Source organism: Burkholderia sp. BCC0097, assembly GCF_902832985.1.
Lineage (GTDB): Bacteria > Pseudomonadota > Gammaproteobacteria > Burkholderiales > Burkholderiaceae > Burkholderia > Burkholderia orbicola.
This window is the reverse complement of sequence record NZ_CADFDM010000002.1, coordinates 659,940-675,036: the sequence shown is the minus strand read 5'-3', so window position 1 is coordinate 675,036 and position 15,097 is coordinate 659,940. Positions and strand designations below refer to the sequence as shown.

General features: G+C 68.6%; 18 protein-coding genes. 12 read left to right on the top strand and 6 right to left on the bottom strand.

Annotated features, from left to right (window positions below; genetic code table 11):
- Positions 1 to 57: 57 nt before the first annotated feature.
- Genes HWX07_RS08270 through HWX07_RS08260 form a run of 3 tightly spaced genes read left to right on the top strand, consistent with a single transcriptional unit; the run spans position 58 to position 982 of the window.
- Positions 58 to 483, top strand: a complete 426-nt coding sequence (locus tag HWX07_RS08270; RefSeq protein WP_175875926.1) for a CBS domain-containing protein — start codon at positions 58 to 60, stop codon at positions 481 to 483.
- Between the two features lie 26 nt (positions 484 to 509).
- Positions 510 to 782 (top strand): DUF2934 domain-containing protein, encoded by a 273-nt coding sequence (locus HWX07_RS08265; RefSeq protein WP_175875925.1) that lies wholly within the window; start codon positions 510 to 512, stop codon positions 780 to 782.
- A 35-nt stretch (positions 783 to 817) separates the two neighbouring features.
- Positions 818 to 982, top strand: coding sequence for a hypothetical protein (locus tag HWX07_RS08260; protein WP_023476606.1), 165 nt, complete (start codon positions 818 to 820; stop codon positions 980 to 982).
- A 79-nt stretch (positions 983 to 1,061) separates the two neighbouring features.
- Here HWX07_RS08260 and HWX07_RS08255 read toward each other — a convergent pair whose 3' ends face one another.
- The gene (locus HWX07_RS08255) at positions 1,062 to 1,208 is read right to left on the bottom strand and encodes a hypothetical protein (RefSeq protein ID WP_175875924.1); all 147 of its coding nucleotides are present in this window, start codon (positions 1,206 to 1,208) and stop codon (positions 1,062 to 1,064) included.
- A 287-nt stretch (positions 1,209 to 1,495) separates the two neighbouring features.
- Between HWX07_RS08255 and HWX07_RS08250 the strand changes: the two genes are divergently transcribed.
- The 7 genes from HWX07_RS08250 (at position 1,496) to HWX07_RS08220 (ending at position 8,400) form a co-directional block, all read left to right on the top strand.
- Entirely contained in the window at positions 1,496 to 1,777 is a 282-nt protein-coding gene (locus HWX07_RS08250) for a hypothetical protein (RefSeq protein WP_175875923.1), read from the top strand.
- Positions 1,778 to 1,850: 73 nt separating this feature from the next.
- Positions 1,851 to 2,858 carry an SDR family oxidoreductase gene (locus tag HWX07_RS08245; RefSeq protein WP_175875922.1) on the top strand — a complete coding sequence of 336 codons (1,008 nt, stop codon included), beginning with the start codon at positions 1,851 to 1,853 and terminating at the stop codon, positions 2,856 to 2,858.
- 208 nt (positions 2,859 to 3,066) lie between these two features.
- Entirely contained in the window at positions 3,067 to 3,993 is a 927-nt protein-coding gene (locus HWX07_RS08240; RefSeq protein ID WP_124548865.1) for a TauD/TfdA family dioxygenase, read from the top strand.
- 48 nt (positions 3,994 to 4,041) lie between these two features.
- Positions 4,042 to 5,073: an ABC transporter substrate-binding protein gene (locus HWX07_RS08235; RefSeq protein ID WP_175875921.1), complete on the top strand. Its 1,032-nt coding sequence runs from the start codon at positions 4,042 to 4,044 to the stop codon at positions 5,071 to 5,073.
- Between the two features lie 67 nt (positions 5,074 to 5,140).
- Entirely contained in the window at positions 5,141 to 6,184 is a 1,044-nt protein-coding gene (locus HWX07_RS08230) for an ABC transporter ATP-binding protein (RefSeq protein WP_175875920.1), read from the top strand.
- Positions 6,181 to 7,068, top strand: coding sequence for an ABC transporter permease (locus HWX07_RS08225; RefSeq protein WP_175875919.1), 888 nt, complete (start codon positions 6,181 to 6,183; stop codon positions 7,066 to 7,068). Before HWX07_RS08230 ends, HWX07_RS08225 begins: the two co-directional genes overlap by 4 nt.
- A 114-nt stretch (positions 7,069 to 7,182) precedes the next feature.
- Positions 7,183 to 8,400, top strand: a complete 1,218-nt coding sequence (locus tag HWX07_RS08220) for an acyl-CoA dehydrogenase family protein (protein ID WP_175875918.1) — start codon at positions 7,183 to 7,185, stop codon at positions 8,398 to 8,400.
- Positions 8,401 to 8,454: 54 nt separating this feature from the next.
- Here HWX07_RS08220 and HWX07_RS08215 read toward each other — a convergent pair whose 3' ends face one another.
- The 4 genes from HWX07_RS08215 to HWX07_RS08200 all read right to left on the bottom strand — a co-directional run bounded on the left by HWX07_RS08215 (position 8,455) and on the right by HWX07_RS08200 (position 12,808).
- Positions 8,455 to 9,642 carry an LLM class flavin-dependent oxidoreductase gene (locus HWX07_RS08215; RefSeq protein WP_175875917.1) on the bottom strand — a complete coding sequence of 396 codons (1,188 nt, stop codon included), beginning with the start codon at positions 9,640 to 9,642 and terminating at the stop codon, positions 8,455 to 8,457.
- Between the two features lie 79 nt (positions 9,643 to 9,721).
- Complete coding sequence (locus tag HWX07_RS08210; RefSeq protein ID WP_175875916.1) at positions 9,722 to 10,246, bottom strand: cytochrome c; 525 nt, start codon at positions 10,244 to 10,246, stop codon at positions 9,722 to 9,724.
- Complete coding sequence (gene soxC / locus HWX07_RS08205) at positions 10,239 to 11,495, bottom strand: sulfite dehydrogenase (RefSeq protein WP_175875915.1); 1,257 nt, start codon at positions 11,493 to 11,495, stop codon at positions 10,239 to 10,241. The genes HWX07_RS08210 and soxC overlap by 8 nt, the downstream gene beginning before the upstream one ends.
- 128 nt (positions 11,496 to 11,623) lie before the next feature.
- On the bottom strand, positions 11,624 to 12,808 hold the full coding sequence (locus HWX07_RS08200; protein ID WP_175875914.1) for a porin: 1,185 nt from the start codon (positions 12,806 to 12,808) through the stop codon (positions 11,624 to 11,626).
- A gap of 491 nt (positions 12,809 to 13,299) precedes the next feature.
- Here HWX07_RS08200 and HWX07_RS08195 point away from each other — a divergent pair, with 491 nt between their 5' ends.
- Positions 13,300 to 13,644 carry a DUF3088 domain-containing protein gene (locus HWX07_RS08195; protein WP_175875913.1) on the top strand — a complete coding sequence of 115 codons (345 nt, stop codon included), beginning with the start codon at positions 13,300 to 13,302 and terminating at the stop codon, positions 13,642 to 13,644.
- 45 nt (positions 13,645 to 13,689) lie between these two features.
- Entirely contained in the window at positions 13,690 to 14,679 is a 990-nt protein-coding gene (locus HWX07_RS08190) for an ABC transporter substrate-binding protein (protein WP_175875912.1), read from the top strand.
- Between the two features lie 70 nt (positions 14,680 to 14,749).
- Here HWX07_RS08190 and HWX07_RS08185 read toward each other — a convergent pair whose 3' ends face one another.
- Positions 14,750 to 15,070: a hypothetical protein gene (locus HWX07_RS08185; RefSeq protein ID WP_175875911.1), complete on the bottom strand. Its 321-nt coding sequence runs from the start codon at positions 15,068 to 15,070 to the stop codon at positions 14,750 to 14,752.
- Between the last annotated feature and the right edge of the window lie 27 nt (positions 15,071 to 15,097).

Sequence of the window (15,097 nt, the reverse complement as noted above, 5' to 3'; positions counted from 1 at the left end):
GGAACGCGCGATGCTCGTGCAGCAGGCCGCCGTGGGCGGTTCATCAAGGAGCGAAACATGACACGTGTATCGGAAGTGATGACACGCGACGCCGCGACCATCGGCCCGACGCAGAGCCTGCGCGAGGCGGCCCGGCTGATGAGCGACCTGAACGTCGGCGCGCTGCCCGTCTGCGACGGCACGCGGCTGATCGGCATGCTGACGGACCGGGACATCGTCGTGCGCGCGGTGTCGATGGGCGTGCCGCCGGACGAGCCGGTGGAGGGCGTCGTCAGCGGGCCCGCGAACTGGTGTTACGGGGACGACGACATGTCGGCGGTGCAAAAGAAGATGGAAGACGCGCAGATCCGCCGTGTGCCGGTGGTCGACCGGCAGAAGCGGCTGGTCGGCATCGTCGCGCTGGGTGATCTGGCGACCGCCGCGGACGGCGCGATGTCGTCGACGTTCGCCGCGGTATCTGCGCCGTCCCGCACGGATCGGTGATCGCCATGGCAGACACGGAGAACGACATGAACGAAGACAGGGAAACGCAGATCCGCGAGCGTGCGTACCGGCTGTGGCAGGCGGACGGCGCGCCGGACGGCAGGGCCGACGAATACTGGCAGCGGGCCGAGCAGCAACTCGACGCCGAGGGCAGCATCGCGGCGGACGAGCGTGCCGGGCAGACAGAAGATGTGCCGGCCGACCAGTCCGCGAAGCGCCGCATCCCCGGCGAGCCGCTGCAGGACGTCGATGCGGTGCCGACCGGCGAGGTCGCGCGCGAAAGGCGGCGCACGCGGTGAAGCGCGGGTAATAGCAAGCCGCAAGGAGGACGAAGATGACGGCGCACGCAGGAGAAAAGGCGGAAAAGACCGGCGACTTTCGATGCGAGAAATGCCATCGATCGACGCACGTGCAGGCGGGACACCCGATCCCGAAGTGCCCGCATTGCGGTAACGGCACGTACGGCGAGCGTACGCGCGAGCCGGGCAACAAGCAGTAGGGGGCGGCCGGCGCACGTCGCATCGTACGACGCGATGTGCGCGATCGGGCCGCAGCGCCCACTGCGGCGGCGCGATCGGCTAACCGTCCTCGCCCACTTCGGTCGGGTCCGGCAAGTCGGGCAGGTCGTCGTGGCGCTCGTCGTCGGGCTCGGGCGGCGGAATATCCGGCGTGTCGGTCATATCGTCGTCGTTCGGTGTCGCGTTTGTCGCGTGCGTCGCGCTCATCATCGTCCTCCTCGGCATCGAAAGGGCGCCGGCGTGCAGCCGGCCTGCCGCTTTCGAGCATCGCGCGTGCCGCGTTTCGTTTCCGCGTCGACAGGCCGCGCGTCTGGCCGTTACTGCGCCGCATGACGCGTCCCTTGTAATTTCTGGAGCGGCTTGACCGGCCGGCGGGGCGACGACGCAGCCCGATAACGGCATGTCGCTTGCTGGGAGTGTCGTAGACCGCCGCATCGCCCGTCGCGCGGCGTGGCATGGCGCAACGCGGCCTCCATCAGGACAGGGAGAAATTCATGACCCAGGACAGTCAAGGACAGCACCCCGCGTCGCCCGACGCGGCGCGCGAGACGGCCGATGCGCCGGAGCGGCGCAATCCGCCACCCGCTGGCGAATCGACCGCGCGCCCCGGCCATGCGCCCGGCGGCGGCGAACTCGACACGATTCCCGACGATCAGGTGCGCAAGGTCGTGCCGGACGACCCGCGCCAGACCGAGGTGCACGACCCGACCGGCAAGCCGTGGCCGGACGAGCACGACGCGCCCGACGATTCGGGCAACCGGCCGCGGCCGCTGTAGCGCACCGGAGCGGGGACGCCGGCCGAATCGTCACGCCTCGTTCCGTTCCGCCATCCACGCACCGGAGTCCATCATGTCATCAGACGAAGTTTCCGAGTCGCGCCGTAAATGGGTGCAGGGCACGACGGCCGGACTGGTCGCCAGCGTCGCCCTGCCGACGCTCGCGCAGACGGGCGGCGGCGCGCCCGACGCCGGCGATACGGCGCCGCGCGATCCGCGCACGCTTTATCCGCATGCGCCGTTTCCGCAACAGCATCAGCCCTGGCCGGGCCTCGCGGGCCGCATGACGCCGCGCCCCGATCACGGCGAGCGCAGCTATCGCGGCAGCGGCAGGCTCGACGGGCGCAAGGCGCTCATCACCGGCGGCGACTCGGGCATCGGCCGCGCGGTGGCGATTGCCTGTGCCCGAGAAGGCGCGGACGTCGCGATCGTCTATCTGCCCGACGAGGAGCCCGATGCGCGCGAAGTCGTGGACCTGATCCGCAGCGCGGGGCGCAAGGCGGTGCCGCTGCCGGTCGACATTCGCAGCGAGGGCGCGTGCAACGGCCTCGTCGAGCGGGCGGTCGCCGCGCTCGGCGGGCTCGACATTCTCGTGAACAACGCGGGCCGCCAGCAGAGCCACGAATCGATCCTCGACATCAGCACCGAGCAGTTCGACTGGACGCTGCGCACCAACCTTTATGCGATGTTCTGGATCACGCGGGCCGCCATTCCGCACATGCCGCCCGGTTCGGCGATCGTCAACACGACGTCGGTCAATGCGTACGATCCGTCGGCGAACCTGCTGGACTACGCGATGACGAAAGCGGCGATCGCGAATTTCACGAAGGGGCTCGCGAAGCAGATGATCAAGCGCGGGATTCGCGTCAACGGCGTCGCGCCGGGGCCGTTCTGGACGCCGTTGCAGGTCAGCGGCGGGCAGACCACGCACAACGTGGAGACGTTCGGGGAGCAGGTGCCGATGGGGCGGCCGGGGCAACCGGCCGAGATCGCGTCGATCTACGTCGAGCTGCTTTCGTCGCGTTCGAGCTACGTGACCGGGCAGATCTATGGCGCGTCGGGTGGGGCGGGGCAGCCTTAGGCGGTTCGCGGTGCAGGCCGACGCGGCTGTATGCTGCCGGAGCCACCGTTCATTAACACCGCTTGGACGATTCCGCCCCCCAATCGGCACCGTATGCGCGAGCAGCGATCTTTATCACCGCAGCAGATAAACGTATCCGAATCGCTTCGTTGACGCACGCCGGCACGCCCTCGTAGATTCGCGTTTTGACCGAATCAGGGGCCGTGCCGTGACGACTACCGCCATCCGCGACGCCGCAACGCTTTCCGCCGGGCATCCCGCCTTGCGGCCGGACGGCGCGGCGCAGCATTTCGACATCGTGCCGTTCGACGCGCCGCTCGGCGCCGAAGTGATCGGCCTGAACCTGTCGCAACCGCTCGGCGCCGACGATTTCGCGCGCATCCATCGCGCGCATCTCGATCACCACGTGCTGGTGTTTCGCGACCAGCGCATCACGCCGGACGAGCACATCGCATTCAGCCGCCGCTTCGGCCCGCTGCAGATTCATGTACTGCACCAGTTCGCGCTGGCCGGCCACCCGGAAGTGCTGATCGTGTCGAACATCGTCGAGAACGGCAAGCCGGTCGGGCTCGGCGATGCCGGCCATTTCTGGCATTCCGACCTGTCGTACAAGGAAAAACCGAGCCTCGGCTCGCTGCTGCACGCGCAGGAACTGCCAGCCGAAGGCGGCGACACGCTGTTCGCGAACATGCATCTTGCATGGGATACGCTGCCCGCGCACCTGCGCCGCGCGGTCGAAGGGCGGCGCGCCGAGCATACGTATCTCGCGCGCTATGCGGAACTGCAGGCGCGCAGCCCGTGGCGGCCGAACCTGTCGCCCGAGCAGATCGCGCAGGTCGCGGCGGTCGTGCATCCGGTCGTGCGCACCCATCCGGAAACCGGCCGCAAGGCGCTGTTCGTCAGCGAGCATTTCACGACGCGCATCGTCGGGCTGCCCGACGACGAAAGCCGCGCGCTGCTCGACGAGCTGTTCGCGCACAGCGTGCGCGCCGAGCACCTGTACCGGCACGCATGGCGCGACCACGATCTGGTTTTCTGGGACAACCGTTCGCTGATGCATCTCGCCGCCGGCACGCCCGACCATCTGCGCCGCAAGCTGTACCGCACGACGATCGAAGGCGACGCGCCTTTCTGAGCCGCGCGCCGCGTCATTCATTTCCGCCCCTTCCTGACCGGAGTTCCGATGTCGTTTTCGTTCTTGCCGGCGCGTCGTGCGCTGGCGGCCACGCTCACCGCCGCGCTCGCCTTCGCGGGCGTGGTCATCCCGCAAGCCGCGCATGCGGAGGGCCGCATCCGCATCGCCGAGCAGTTCGGCGTCGTCTACCTGATGCTGAACGTCGCGCGCGACCAGCAACTGATCGAGAAGGAAGGGCGCAAGGCCGGCCTCGACATCAAGGTCGACTGGGTACGGTTGTCGGGCGGCGCGGCCGTGAACGACGCGCTGCTGTCGGGCGCGGTCGACATCGCGGGCGCGGGCGTCGGGCCGCTCCTGACCGTGTGGGACCGCACGCGCGGCCGGCAGAACGTGAAGGGCGTCGCGTCGCTCGGCAACTTTCCGTACTACCTCGTGAGCAGCAACCCGAACGTGAAGACGATCGCCGACCTGAGCGCGAAGGACCGTATCGCGGTGCCGGCGGTCGGCGTGTCGGTGCAGTCGCGCGTGCTGCAGTACGCGGCCGCGAAGCAGTGGGGCGACAAGCAGTTCGACAAGCTCGACTCGCTCACGCAGGCGATTCCGCATCCCGACGCGACGGCCGCGATTCTCGCGAACAGCAACGTGATTACCGGCCACTTCGGCAATCCGCCGTTCCAGGAGCAGGAACTCGCCGGCAACCCAAACGCGCACATCGTGCTGAATTCGTATGACGTGCTCGGCGGCCCGAGCTCCGCGACGGTGCTGTACGCGACCGAGAAGTTCCGCGACGACAACCCGAAGACCTACCGGGCGTTCGTCGCCGCGCTGGCCGATGCCGCCCGGCAGATCGCGGCCGATCCGGAACGCGCGGCCGATACCTATATTCGCGTGAACGGGTCGAAGATCGATCGCGCGCTGCTGCTGAAGATCCTGCGCAATCCGCAGGTGCAGTTCAAGACCGCGCCGCAGAACACGCTGCCGCTCGCGCAGTTCATGCATCGCACCGGCGCGATCCGCAACGAACCGAAGTCGTGGCGCGACTACTTCTTCGACGATCCGGCGACGGCCGGCGGCAGTTGAGCGGCGCCGATGCTGCGACGCCGCGTTCGACGCTTATGCGTCGGCGCGGTTTCGATATGTGCAATCGATGGTTGGTCCGCACGACGCCCGGCCGTATGTTGATGCTTTTCCCGCAAGAGATTCGATCGTGAACGCCACTTCTCCCCGAACCTGGTTGCCGCCGTATGCGGCACGTGGCGGCGCGTCGCCGGCCGCGCCGGCCGTGCCCGATACACGTGCCGGCGACCACTCGGCCGCGCAGGCCGAGCCGGCCGCCACGCACAGCGAACGCCTGCTCGCCATCGACCAGGTCAGCCTCGAATACCGCAGCGGCGAACGGATCGTTCGCGCGACGCATCAGGTGAGCTTCGACGTGTACGGTAGCGACCGCTTCGTGCTGCTCGGCCCGTCGGGGTGCGGGAAGTCGACGCTGCTGAAGGCGATCGCCGGCTTCATCGAGCCCGTCGCGGGTTCGATCGCGCTCGATGGCCGGCCCGTGCGCGGGCCGGGCCCCGACCGCATCGTCGTGTTCCAGGAATTCGATCAGTTGCCGCCGTGGAAGACGGTGGTCGAGAACGTCGCGTTTCCGTTGCGCGCCGCCGCTAAGCTGTCGCGCGCCGAAGCACGCGAGCGCGCGCTGCACTATCTCGACAAGGTCGGCCTCGGCACGTTTGCCGACGCTTATCCGCATACGCTGTCGGGCGGCATGAAGCAGCGCGTCGCGATTGCGCGGGCGCTGGCGATGCAGCCGCGCGTGCTGCTGATGGACGAACCGTTCGCAGCGCTCGACGCGCTCACGCGCCGCAAGATGCAGGAGGAACTGCTGCGGCTGTGGGACGAGTTCCGTTTCACGCTGCTGTTCGTCACGCACTCGATCGAGGAGGCGCTCGTGGTCGGCAACCGGATTCTGCTGCTGTCGCCGCATCCGGGCCGCGTGCGCGCGGAACTCAACAGCCACGAGCATTCGCTCGAGAACGTCGACACCGGCGACTTCCGCGACAACGTCGCGCGAATCCACCGCCTGCTGTTCGACACCGACGCACCGCACGCACCGCACGCACCGCACGCACCGCACGCACCGCACGCACCGCACGCACCGCACGCAGCGACGACGGAGGGCGCCGCATCATGAGTACGATCGATCCGGCCGTGCCGCCACTGCCGCCCGTGCGCGACGAATATACGCGCCCGCTCGACGCGCTGCCCGACGCCGAGCGGGCGGCGCCCGCGCCGCTGCTGCGCCGCGTTGCCGACGCCGCGTGGTTTCGCCGCAGCGTCATCGCGCTCGTGCTGATCGCCGCATGGGAGATCGTCGCGCGCATCGTCGCGAACGATCTGCTCGTCCCGACCTTCGGCGCGACGCTGGTCGCGTTCGTGCAGGGCATCGAGTCGGGCGAACTGCTCGTGAAGACGGGCATCTCGATGTCGGTGCTGCTGCGCGGCTATGCGCTGGGCGTGCTGCTGGCGTTCGCGCTGACGTCGCTCGCGGTATCGACGCGCATCGGCCGCGACCTGCTGACGATGCTGACGTCGATGTTCAATCCGCTGCCGTCGATCGCGTTGCTGCCGATCGCGCTGCTGTGGTTCGGGCTCGGCACCGGCAGCCTGCTGTTCGTGCTCGTGCATGCGGTGCTGTGGCCGCTCGCGCTCAGCATCTATACCGGCTTCGTCGGCGTGCCCGCCACGCTGAAAATGGCCGGGCGCAACTACGGGCTCACGGGCCTGCGCCAGATCGCGCTGATCCTCGTGCCGGCCGCGCTGCCCTCGATCCTGTCCGGGCTGCGCGTCGGCTGGGCCTTCGCGTGGCGCACGCTGATCGCGGCCGAGCTCGTGTTCGGCGCGAGCGCGGGGCAGGGCGGGCTCGGCTGGTACATCTTCCAGAACCGCAACGAGTTGTATACCGATCGCGTGTTCGCGGGTCTCGCGGCGGTCATCGTGATCGGGCTGCTGGTCGAGAACCTCGTGTTCGATACGCTCGAACGCGTGACCGTGCGGCGCTGGGGCATTCAGCACTGACGCGTCCGTCCGCGATCAATCCCGGGGCATGCATAACGTAAGCTGAAATCGGCTTTTCACGCGCGGCGGGGGCGTCCTTATACTCCCTGATCTACCCGAACAAGGACCTGCCGAATGACTGCCCGTGATGCCGTCGATCCGCGCGACGCATTGCGCGACGCGCTCGCCGCGCTGCCCGACCTCGCGACTTTGATCGGCGAGGATGCCGCACCACGCGAGGCGCGTCGCGAACTGCCGTTCGAAGGCTTCGCGCTCTTCCGGCGCTCGGCGCTGGGCGCGCTGCGGATTCCGGTCGAACGCGGCGGGCTGGGCGGCACGCTGGTCGACCTGTTCGAGTCGATCGCGACGCTGGCGGCCGCCGATTCGAATCTCGCGCACGCGCTGCGTATCCACTACGACCAGACCGAGACGCTGCGGCTGTCGCCGCGCACCGCGTTCAACGACGTGCAGCTCGAGCGCGTGCTCGCCGGCGCGATCTTCGGCGGCGCGTCGACCGAGCGCGGCACGTCGCGCCCGGGCGAGAACACGACCGTGCTGCGCCGCGACGGCGACCACTACCGCGTGACGGGCCGCAAATACTATTCGACGGGCACCGCGTTCGCCGATTTCGCGCGCATCAACGTGGAGAACGAGCAAGGCGACCCGCTCGCCGTGATCATTCCCGTGGCGCGCGACGGCCTGCAGGTGCTCGACGACTGGGACGGCATGGGCCAGCGCATGACCGCGAGCGGCAGCCTGTTGCTCAACGACGTGCAGGTATTCGCGGACGAAGTGGCCCCGCGCGACGGGTCGACGCTCGTCGGCCGTCATTGCGGCGCGCTGCGGCAGCTTCATCTCGTCGCGACGGGCGCGGGCATCGTGCGCAACGTGGTGGCCGACGCGCGCCGCTACGTGCTCGCGCACGGCCGTCCCGCGCTCCACAGCCCGGCGCCGACCGCGCGCGACGACCATTTCGTCCAGCAGATCGTCGGCGAACTGTCCGCGCATAGCCACGCGATCGATGCGCTCGTGCGAGAAAACGCGCGCGCACTCGACCGCTCCGCCGACGCGATCGAAGCGGGCGCCGCCGATGCGGATGCGCTCGTGCTCGACAGCGCGCTCGCGACCGCGCGCACGCAACTGATCGTCAGCAAGCTCGCGCTGCATGCGGCCGAGCGGCTGTTCGAAGTGGGCGGCGCGTCGGCGACGGCGCGCGAGCACAACTTCGATCGCCACTGGCGCAACCTGCGCACGATCTTCAGCCACAACCCGCTGCTGCACAAGGCGCGCGTGGTCGGCGATTACGTGTTGAACGGTGTAACCACGCACCTGACCGAAGGGCGCGTGTTCTGACGGCGGCCGCCCGCGGCGGCGGCTACGCCGTCGCGCCGGGTTTCGGCGCCGGCTTCAACGCCGCAAGCCGGCTTCGCGCAGCAGCGGCAGCACACGCTCGCCGAAGAAGTCCAGATCGGGCCTGAAATCGTAGAAACTCAACTGGATGCCGTCGATGCCCGCGCGGTGCAGCCGCACGATGGTATCGGTGACTTCTTCGGGCGAGCCGGTGATCGAGATATTGCCGCCGATCGCGCGCGCGGCGGCCTGGGCACGCTGCTCGAATCCGCCGCGCCACGCGTGCGCGTCGCTGTCGAAGCGGTGGAAACTGCCTTCGTCCGCATGCGCGACGATCGCGTCGCGGTAGGCGCGCGCTTCGGCGGCCGTTTCGCGGCAGATCACGAGCGGATTGAGCAGTGTGCGGATCGTACGGCCGCGCTTGGCGGCGGCCGCCTTCACGCGGGCGGTATGCGCGGGCAGCGCGTCGATCGCGCGTTCGGCATCCGGGCCAGCCGGGCTCGTGACGAACACGATGTCCGAATAGCGCGCGGCGAATTCGATGCCCGCATCGGAACCCGTCGCGTTGATCAGCAGCGGGCGGCCGTAGCGCGGCTTCGGCGTCACGAATGCGCCGCCCAGCCGCCAGCTCGACAGCTCGGGCGTGTAGCTGAAATTGTCCGGTTGCGCCCACAACTGCTGGACCGCATCGAGGAATTCGGCGGCCATCTCGTAGCGTCGGTCGTGTTCGATCCGGTTCCAGCCGAACATCTCATGCTCGATCGCGCGGTGGCCGGTCACCACGTTGATGCCCCAGCGGCCGCGCGAAATGTGGTCGAGCGTCGCGGTGAACTTCGCGAAATGCAGCGGATGCCACGGCCCGTAGAGCACGTGGCTCGTCGCGACGAGGATGATCCGCTCGGTGCGCGCCGTCAGCGCGGCCAGCGTCATGAACGAGTCGAGCGCCTGGCCGTCGAACACGCCGCCGTAACCGCCTTTCGGCAGCCACTGCGACAGCGCGAACACGAGATCGAAGCCGAGCGCTTCGGCGCGGGCCACGAGATCGGCGTTGTAGTCGAACGTCCAGTCGGTCGAGCGCGGCAGCGTCGACGCGCTCCATCCGCCGGCCTGGATCGGCAGGAACAACCCGAGCATCAGCGGCTGTGCGAGCGTGCGCGAGGCGGGGCTGTCGGGGAACTCGGCCGGCGAACGCACGCCGACGAACGGCGTCGGCGCGAGCGGGGCGGCGAGGGTGGAATCGCTCATCACGGGGTCCTTGCTGAAAGGTGCGGCGCGACTCGCGCGGGTGCGCGGCCCAATGCGGCGGCAAGCGGAGCGAGACGCGTCATAACGTGCCCGGCCTCGGGTCGGGCACGAAGCCGTCGCGGTTCGGCATCCGCACACGCGGCAGCGTGCGCGCGTCGAGCCGGGCGTCGCCGGGCACGATGCCGTTCAGGTGCAGGACGTACGCGGTGACCGCATAGACGTCGTCCGCGCTCAGCGATTGCGGCGCGTTGTACGGCATCGCGCGGCGAATGTAGTCGAACAGCGTCGTCGCGTAGGGCCAGTAGCTGCCGACCGTCTTCTTGGGTTTTGCGCTTGCGAGCGAGCCGACGCCGCCGACGAGCGGGTCGCCGACGCCGCCTTCGCCGCCGGCGCCGTGACACATCGCGCATTTGTCGGCGAACACGTGGCCGCCGCGTGCGACCGTGCCCGCGCCGGGCGGCAGGCCGCTGCCGTCCGGCGCGACGTCGATGTCCCACGCGGCGAGCGCCGCGCGGTCGACCGGCTGCCCGAGGCCGAAGCCCGCGCCGAACGCGCTCGACGTCATCGCGCAGGCTGCAAGGAGGCAGGCGAGCGGCTTACGCATTGCGCACCTCGCCGTCCGAGCCGACGCGCCAGTTCTGGATGCCGTTGTAGTGGTACTGCGAGTTCAGGCCCCGCGCGGCGACGAGCGCGTCGCGGGTCGGCTGCACGTAGCCGGTCTCGTCGGTCGCACGGCTTTGCAGGTCGGCCGGCTCGCCGCGCCATATCCAGTCGGCCTCGAAGCGCGTCAGCGCACGGTCGCGTACGTCGCCGGCGAGCCGCGCCGGCCGCCACGTGCGGCCGCCGTCGGTCGACACGTCGACGGCGCGGATCCGGCCACGGCCCGACCACGCGTAGCCGCTGATCGGGTAGTAGCCGTGCGCGGCGAGCCGATGGCCGGCCGACGGCCGCGTGATGACCGACTTCGCGTCCATCTCGAATACGAACTGGCGCGCGCAGCCGTCCGGCAGCAGATTCGTGTATTTCGACGTTTCCTCGCGCGTCATCTCCGGCGCACGCACCAGCTTCAGCCGCCGCAGCCACTTGATGTTCGTATTGCCTTCGAAACCCGGCACGATCAGCCGCACCGGGTAACCGTTCTCCGGGCGCAGCCGTTCGCCGTTCTGCGCATAGACGACCAGCGCGCGCTCGAGAATCCGGTCGAGCGGCAGGCTGCGCGTCATCGCCGCGCCGTCCGCGCCTTCGGCGAGCAGCCAGCGTGCGTCGGCGTCGACGCCTGTCTCGTCGAGCAGCGTCGACAGCCGCACGCCGGTCCATTCGCAGCACGACAGCAACCCGTGCGTAAACTGAACCGGCAGCCCGCTCGGGCCGTTCCATTCGCTGCCCGTGTTGCCCGAGCATTCGAGGAAGTGAATGCGCGATTCGGACGGAAAGCGCAGCAGGTCGTCGAGCGTGAAGATGCGCGGCTCGCGCACGAGGCCGTGCACGACGACGCGATGGCGTTGCGCATCGATGTCCGGCACGCCCGCGTGATGACGCTCGTAGACGAGCCCGTTCGGCGTGATGTCGCCGAACAGGTCGGCGAGCGGCGTCATCGACGAGCCGGAACTGGGCAGCGCAGGCGTGCGGGCGCTGCGGCGAATCACGTCGCGCTCGTGCTGCCCCGGCACGCCGTAGGGTGGCGACAGCAGCGGCGCACCGGGCGTGCGCGTCCACGGCGGCACATCGAGCGGCTCGCTCGCGAGCGCACCGCCGGCGGGCAGCATCGTGGCCGCCCAGCCGCCGGCGAGCTGGCGCAGCGCCGTGCGCCGGCCGGGGTGCGGGGCACGTGGAGGAAAGCGGGAATCGGTCATGGTGGAATGCGTGTGGCGTGGGAGCCGCGCGGACAAACGATCATTCTCGGCAACCGGGCGTGGCACGGCAAACAACGATTCCCGCTTTGCTTATCGTGACGATTGCGCCGCGCCCGACGCGCGTGCCGTCAGAACTTCACGCGCAGCCCGCTGACGAACGCAAGCTGGCGGTTCGTCGACGACGCGCTACCGATGTTCGAGATCGCCGCGATCTTGCGATAGCCGCCCGCCGTCGCGGTGCTCGCATCGCCGGCCGCGAGCTGGTAGATGCCCGACACGTAGATATCGGTACGCTTCGACAGCGCATAGTCGAACCCGAGCGTGAACTGGTGCCAGCGCGGCTTCAGCGTCTGGCCGCTCGTGCCCGGCAGGCCGCTCGCGCGCCCGTCGGTAAACGTATAGACGCCGATCAGCGTGGCCGCCGGCGTGATCTGGTAGCGCGCGTTCACGTCGTAGTTGTTGAACTTGCGCGACGAGCCGTCGAGATAGTTGAGCTGCGTGTGGCTCCATGCGAAGCCGAGCGTCGCGGGGCCAAGCGCGTAGTTCGCGCCCACCGCGCCGATCTGCTGCTTCAGTACGCCGCCGTTCAGCCCGTAGAAGAACGCGCCGCTGTAGTCGTTGCCGGTGGTCGAGGTTGCGCCGCCCACCGCGCCGCTGGTATTCGACGCCGCATTCGGATGATTGAACCGCACGTAGCCGCCGCCGATCGACAGTGGACCGTTCACGTAATTCGCCGATGCGCCCCATGCGTTGTTGTTCGAGAACCCGGTGCCCGCGCCGCCATTGGCCTGGTTGCTGAATGCATAGAGCAGATCGGCCGTGAAGCCGGCGATCGTGTCGCTGCGGAACTTCACCGCGTTGTTCAGCCGGAAGCTCTGGTTCAGGTTGTCGTTGTCGCCCACGTGCGTGGCCGGCGACCAGAAACCCGCTCCCGAATACTGCGCGACGAGATCGGTGATCGGCTCGTACTGACGGCCGAACGTCAGCGTGCCGAGGCCTTTCTTGCCGAGGCCCACGTACGCGGACCGGCCGAACAGGCGGCCGCCCTGGCCGAGCCCGCCGTCGCTCGGCCGGAACCCGCTTTCCAGCGTGAAGACCGCCTGCAGGCCGCCGCCGAGATCCTCCGCGCCTTTCAGGCCCCAGCGGCTGCCGCTCAGCTTGCCGCTCGTCTGCTGGATGTTGCTCGCGCCGCCCTGGTTGTTCGTATACGCGATGCCGGCGTCGACCACGCCGTACAACGTCACCGAACTCTGCGCCTGCGCGCTGACCGAACCGATCGACACCAAACCCAGTACCACCGTTTTTTTGATCATGACCATCCTCTGTTTTTATCAATACGTTTGCGAGGATCACGATGCTATTGACGACCGACGCGCCGATGAACGGCCGATCCGTGGTTTGTAAATCGCGGCGCGGCCGATTTGTAATGTGCGTTGCCGCCGGCCCGACAGGTGTGTCGCGATCGCATCCGGCGCGCCTGCTGCGGCGAACGCATCGCGCGGACCGCGAACGTCGCTCGCCGGAAACGACCATGCGCGGTCATATCGATCGATGAAATCATTCGATATCCGCAATATCTGTCGTTCGCAGGACGATGCGTTTACGCAACGGCCCGCTAGGCGACCACCGGCCGATGCGCTATGCGCGTTTGCATATCGATTCCGCAAAACGTTGGTAGGGCCGAGCGAGGTGCGACGGTAGAGTCTGGCATCCGGCGCTGGCCGGGCATGCCTCGGGAACGGCAGGGCGCACAGGTGCGCGCGCTTCCCGCTTGGATCGATCAACGAGAAAGGAGCCGTTCGACATGAGTCGCGATGTACTGTTTCTGCTGGAACCGGGCTTTGCCGATCCGAAGCATCCGGGCCAGCGCTTCGTCTGTCCGCATGGCTTGCCGATCGAGGGGTTGTTGGCGAGCGCGCCGGATCTCGCCGCGCGCCTCGAAGTGAAGCGCGTCGGCTTCGAGCGGCCGCGGCCAGCGGTGATCGACGCGCTCGACGACGCCCATCAGGGCCTGCCGGTGCTCGTGCTGGGCCGCGACCAGCCCGCGCCGGACGACGCGCAGACGCTCGGCGACGTGCGCTTCGTCACCGACGCGCGCCGCATCCTCCAACTGCTGGCCGAGCGCCACGGTTTTCCGGCGCTGCATTGACACGGCGGTTCCACTTCCTTCTCATCCGATCGACAGGAGTATCCGATGTCGTCAATGTCGGCGGCACGTCGCCGCTTGCTGCTTGCCGGCGCCGCCATCGCGGCGCACCCATTGGCCGCGTTCGCCGCGCCGGCCGCCGACGCCGATCTGGCCGGCACGACGTTGCGCGTCGCGACCTACAAAGGCGGCTGGCGCGCGCTGTTGCAGGCGGCCGGGCTCGCCGACACGCCGTACCGGATCGACTGGCGCGAACTGAACAACGGCGTGCTGCATATCGAGGCGCTCAACGCGGACGCGCTCGATATCGGTTCGGGTAGCGAAATTCCGGCCGTATTCGCCGCGCGCCAGAAAGCCAACGTGCGATTCATCTCGCGCGTGCGCGAAGACCTGAACAACCAGGTCACGCTCGCGCGCAAGGACACGCCGATCCGCGGCATCGCGGATCTGAAGGGCAAGCGCGTCGGCTACGTGCGCGCGACGACGTCGCACTATTTCCTGTATCGACAACTAACGGAAGCCGGCCTGACCTTCGACGACATCCAGCCGATCAACCTTTCGCCGACCGACGGGCTGTCCGCGTACGATCGCGGCGACATCGACGCATGGGCGATCTACGGCTACAACGGCCAGCTCGCGCGCAATCGCTACGACGCCCGTGTGCTGAAGACGGGGAAGGAGTATCTGTCGGGTAATTTTCCGGTGTACGCGAATCCGCGCACGCTCGACGATGCGCGTCGCCGCGCGGCAACGGGCGATCTGCTGCTGCGGTTTCGACGTGCGTATGCATGGGCGAACGGGCATTTCCGCGACTATGCGCTCGCGCAGAATCGCGAGACGCGTGTGCCGGTTGCCGATCTCGTCGCGATGTTCGACCAGCGCAGCGAAGACTTCGCGCTGCTGCCGGTGACGCCCGACGTGGTCGCGCAGCACCAGCAGGTCGCGGACGTGTTTGCCCGCATCGGCGTGCTGGATGGGCCGGCCCACGTCGCGCCGTTCTGGGACACCTCGTTCAATCCGCTGGTTGCGGCGGGGTGATGCGATGAAACGGGAGGCGCGTGCGGGGCAGCGGTGATGCAGGTTTCGTCGGAGGATTCAGGCGGGCGGCTCAGGCGAACGTCGTCGCGACCATGATGCCGAATACCACGCCGAGCACGATCCCGCAGAGCCGGCCGTAGATCGATGCGCGAACGTTGTCGTCGAGCTCGAAAGGCGAGCGCTTGTGCTTCCAGACCGTGCTGAATGCGACCGGGCGGGTCAGCAGCGCAAGGCACGCGATCAGCACGGGCGTGGCGATGAGCATCGCGACGCGCGGGCCGTTCCAGTCGACGCCGTGCATGGCCAGCGAAAACAGCGCGGCAAGCGGCACCTCGACGCACAGGCCCAGCAGCGAGCCGTTGACGAAGGAATCTCCCGGGGTCTGGAACATGGTCGGTCCTGGGGGCAGGTGAAAGGG

Coding starts and splice junctions, on each gene's coding strand:
- HWX07_RS08210 (WP_175875916.1), bottom strand. CDS start 10,246: ATGCGTAAGCCGCTCGCCTGCCTCCTTGCAGCCTGCGCGATGACGTCG.
- HWX07_RS08215 (WP_175875917.1), bottom strand. CDS start 9,642: ATGAGCGATTCCACCCTCGCCGCCCCGCTCGCGCCGACGCCGTTCGTC.
- HWX07_RS08225 (WP_175875919.1), top strand. CDS start 6,181: ATGAGTACGATCGATCCGGCCGTGCCGCCACTGCCGCCCGTGCGCGAC.
- HWX07_RS08250 (WP_175875923.1), top strand. CDS start 1,496: ATGACCCAGGACAGTCAAGGACAGCACCCCGCGTCGCCCGACGCGGCG.
- HWX07_RS08245 (WP_175875922.1), top strand. CDS start 1,851: ATGTCATCAGACGAAGTTTCCGAGTCGCGCCGTAAATGGGTGCAGGGC.
- HWX07_RS08270 (WP_175875926.1), top strand. CDS start 58: ATGACACGTGTATCGGAAGTGATGACACGCGACGCCGCGACCATCGGC.
- HWX07_RS08190 (WP_175875912.1), top strand. CDS start 13,690: ATGTCGTCAATGTCGGCGGCACGTCGCCGCTTGCTGCTTGCCGGCGCC.
- HWX07_RS08265 (WP_175875925.1), top strand. CDS start 510: ATGAACGAAGACAGGGAAACGCAGATCCGCGAGCGTGCGTACCGGCTG.
- HWX07_RS08185 (WP_175875911.1), bottom strand. CDS start 15,070: ATGTTCCAGACCCCGGGAGATTCCTTCGTCAACGGCTCGCTGCTGGGC.
- HWX07_RS08200 (WP_175875914.1), bottom strand. CDS start 12,808: ATGATCAAAAAAACGGTGGTACTGGGTTTGGTGTCGATCGGTTCGGTC.
- HWX07_RS08260 (WP_023476606.1), top strand. CDS start 818: ATGACGGCGCACGCAGGAGAAAAGGCGGAAAAGACCGGCGACTTTCGA.
- HWX07_RS08230 (WP_175875920.1), top strand. CDS start 5,141: ATGGTTGGTCCGCACGACGCCCGGCCGTATGTTGATGCTTTTCCCGCA.
- soxC (WP_175875915.1), bottom strand. CDS start 11,495: ATGACCGATTCCCGCTTTCCTCCACGTGCCCCGCACCCCGGCCGGCGC.
- HWX07_RS08255 (WP_175875924.1), bottom strand. CDS start 1,208: ATGAGCGCGACGCACGCGACAAACGCGACACCGAACGACGACGATATG.
- HWX07_RS08220 (WP_175875918.1), top strand. CDS start 7,183: ATGACTGCCCGTGATGCCGTCGATCCGCGCGACGCATTGCGCGACGCG.
- HWX07_RS08195 (WP_175875913.1), top strand. CDS start 13,300: ATGAGTCGCGATGTACTGTTTCTGCTGGAACCGGGCTTTGCCGATCCG.
- HWX07_RS08235 (WP_175875921.1), top strand. CDS start 4,042: ATGTCGTTTTCGTTCTTGCCGGCGCGTCGTGCGCTGGCGGCCACGCTC.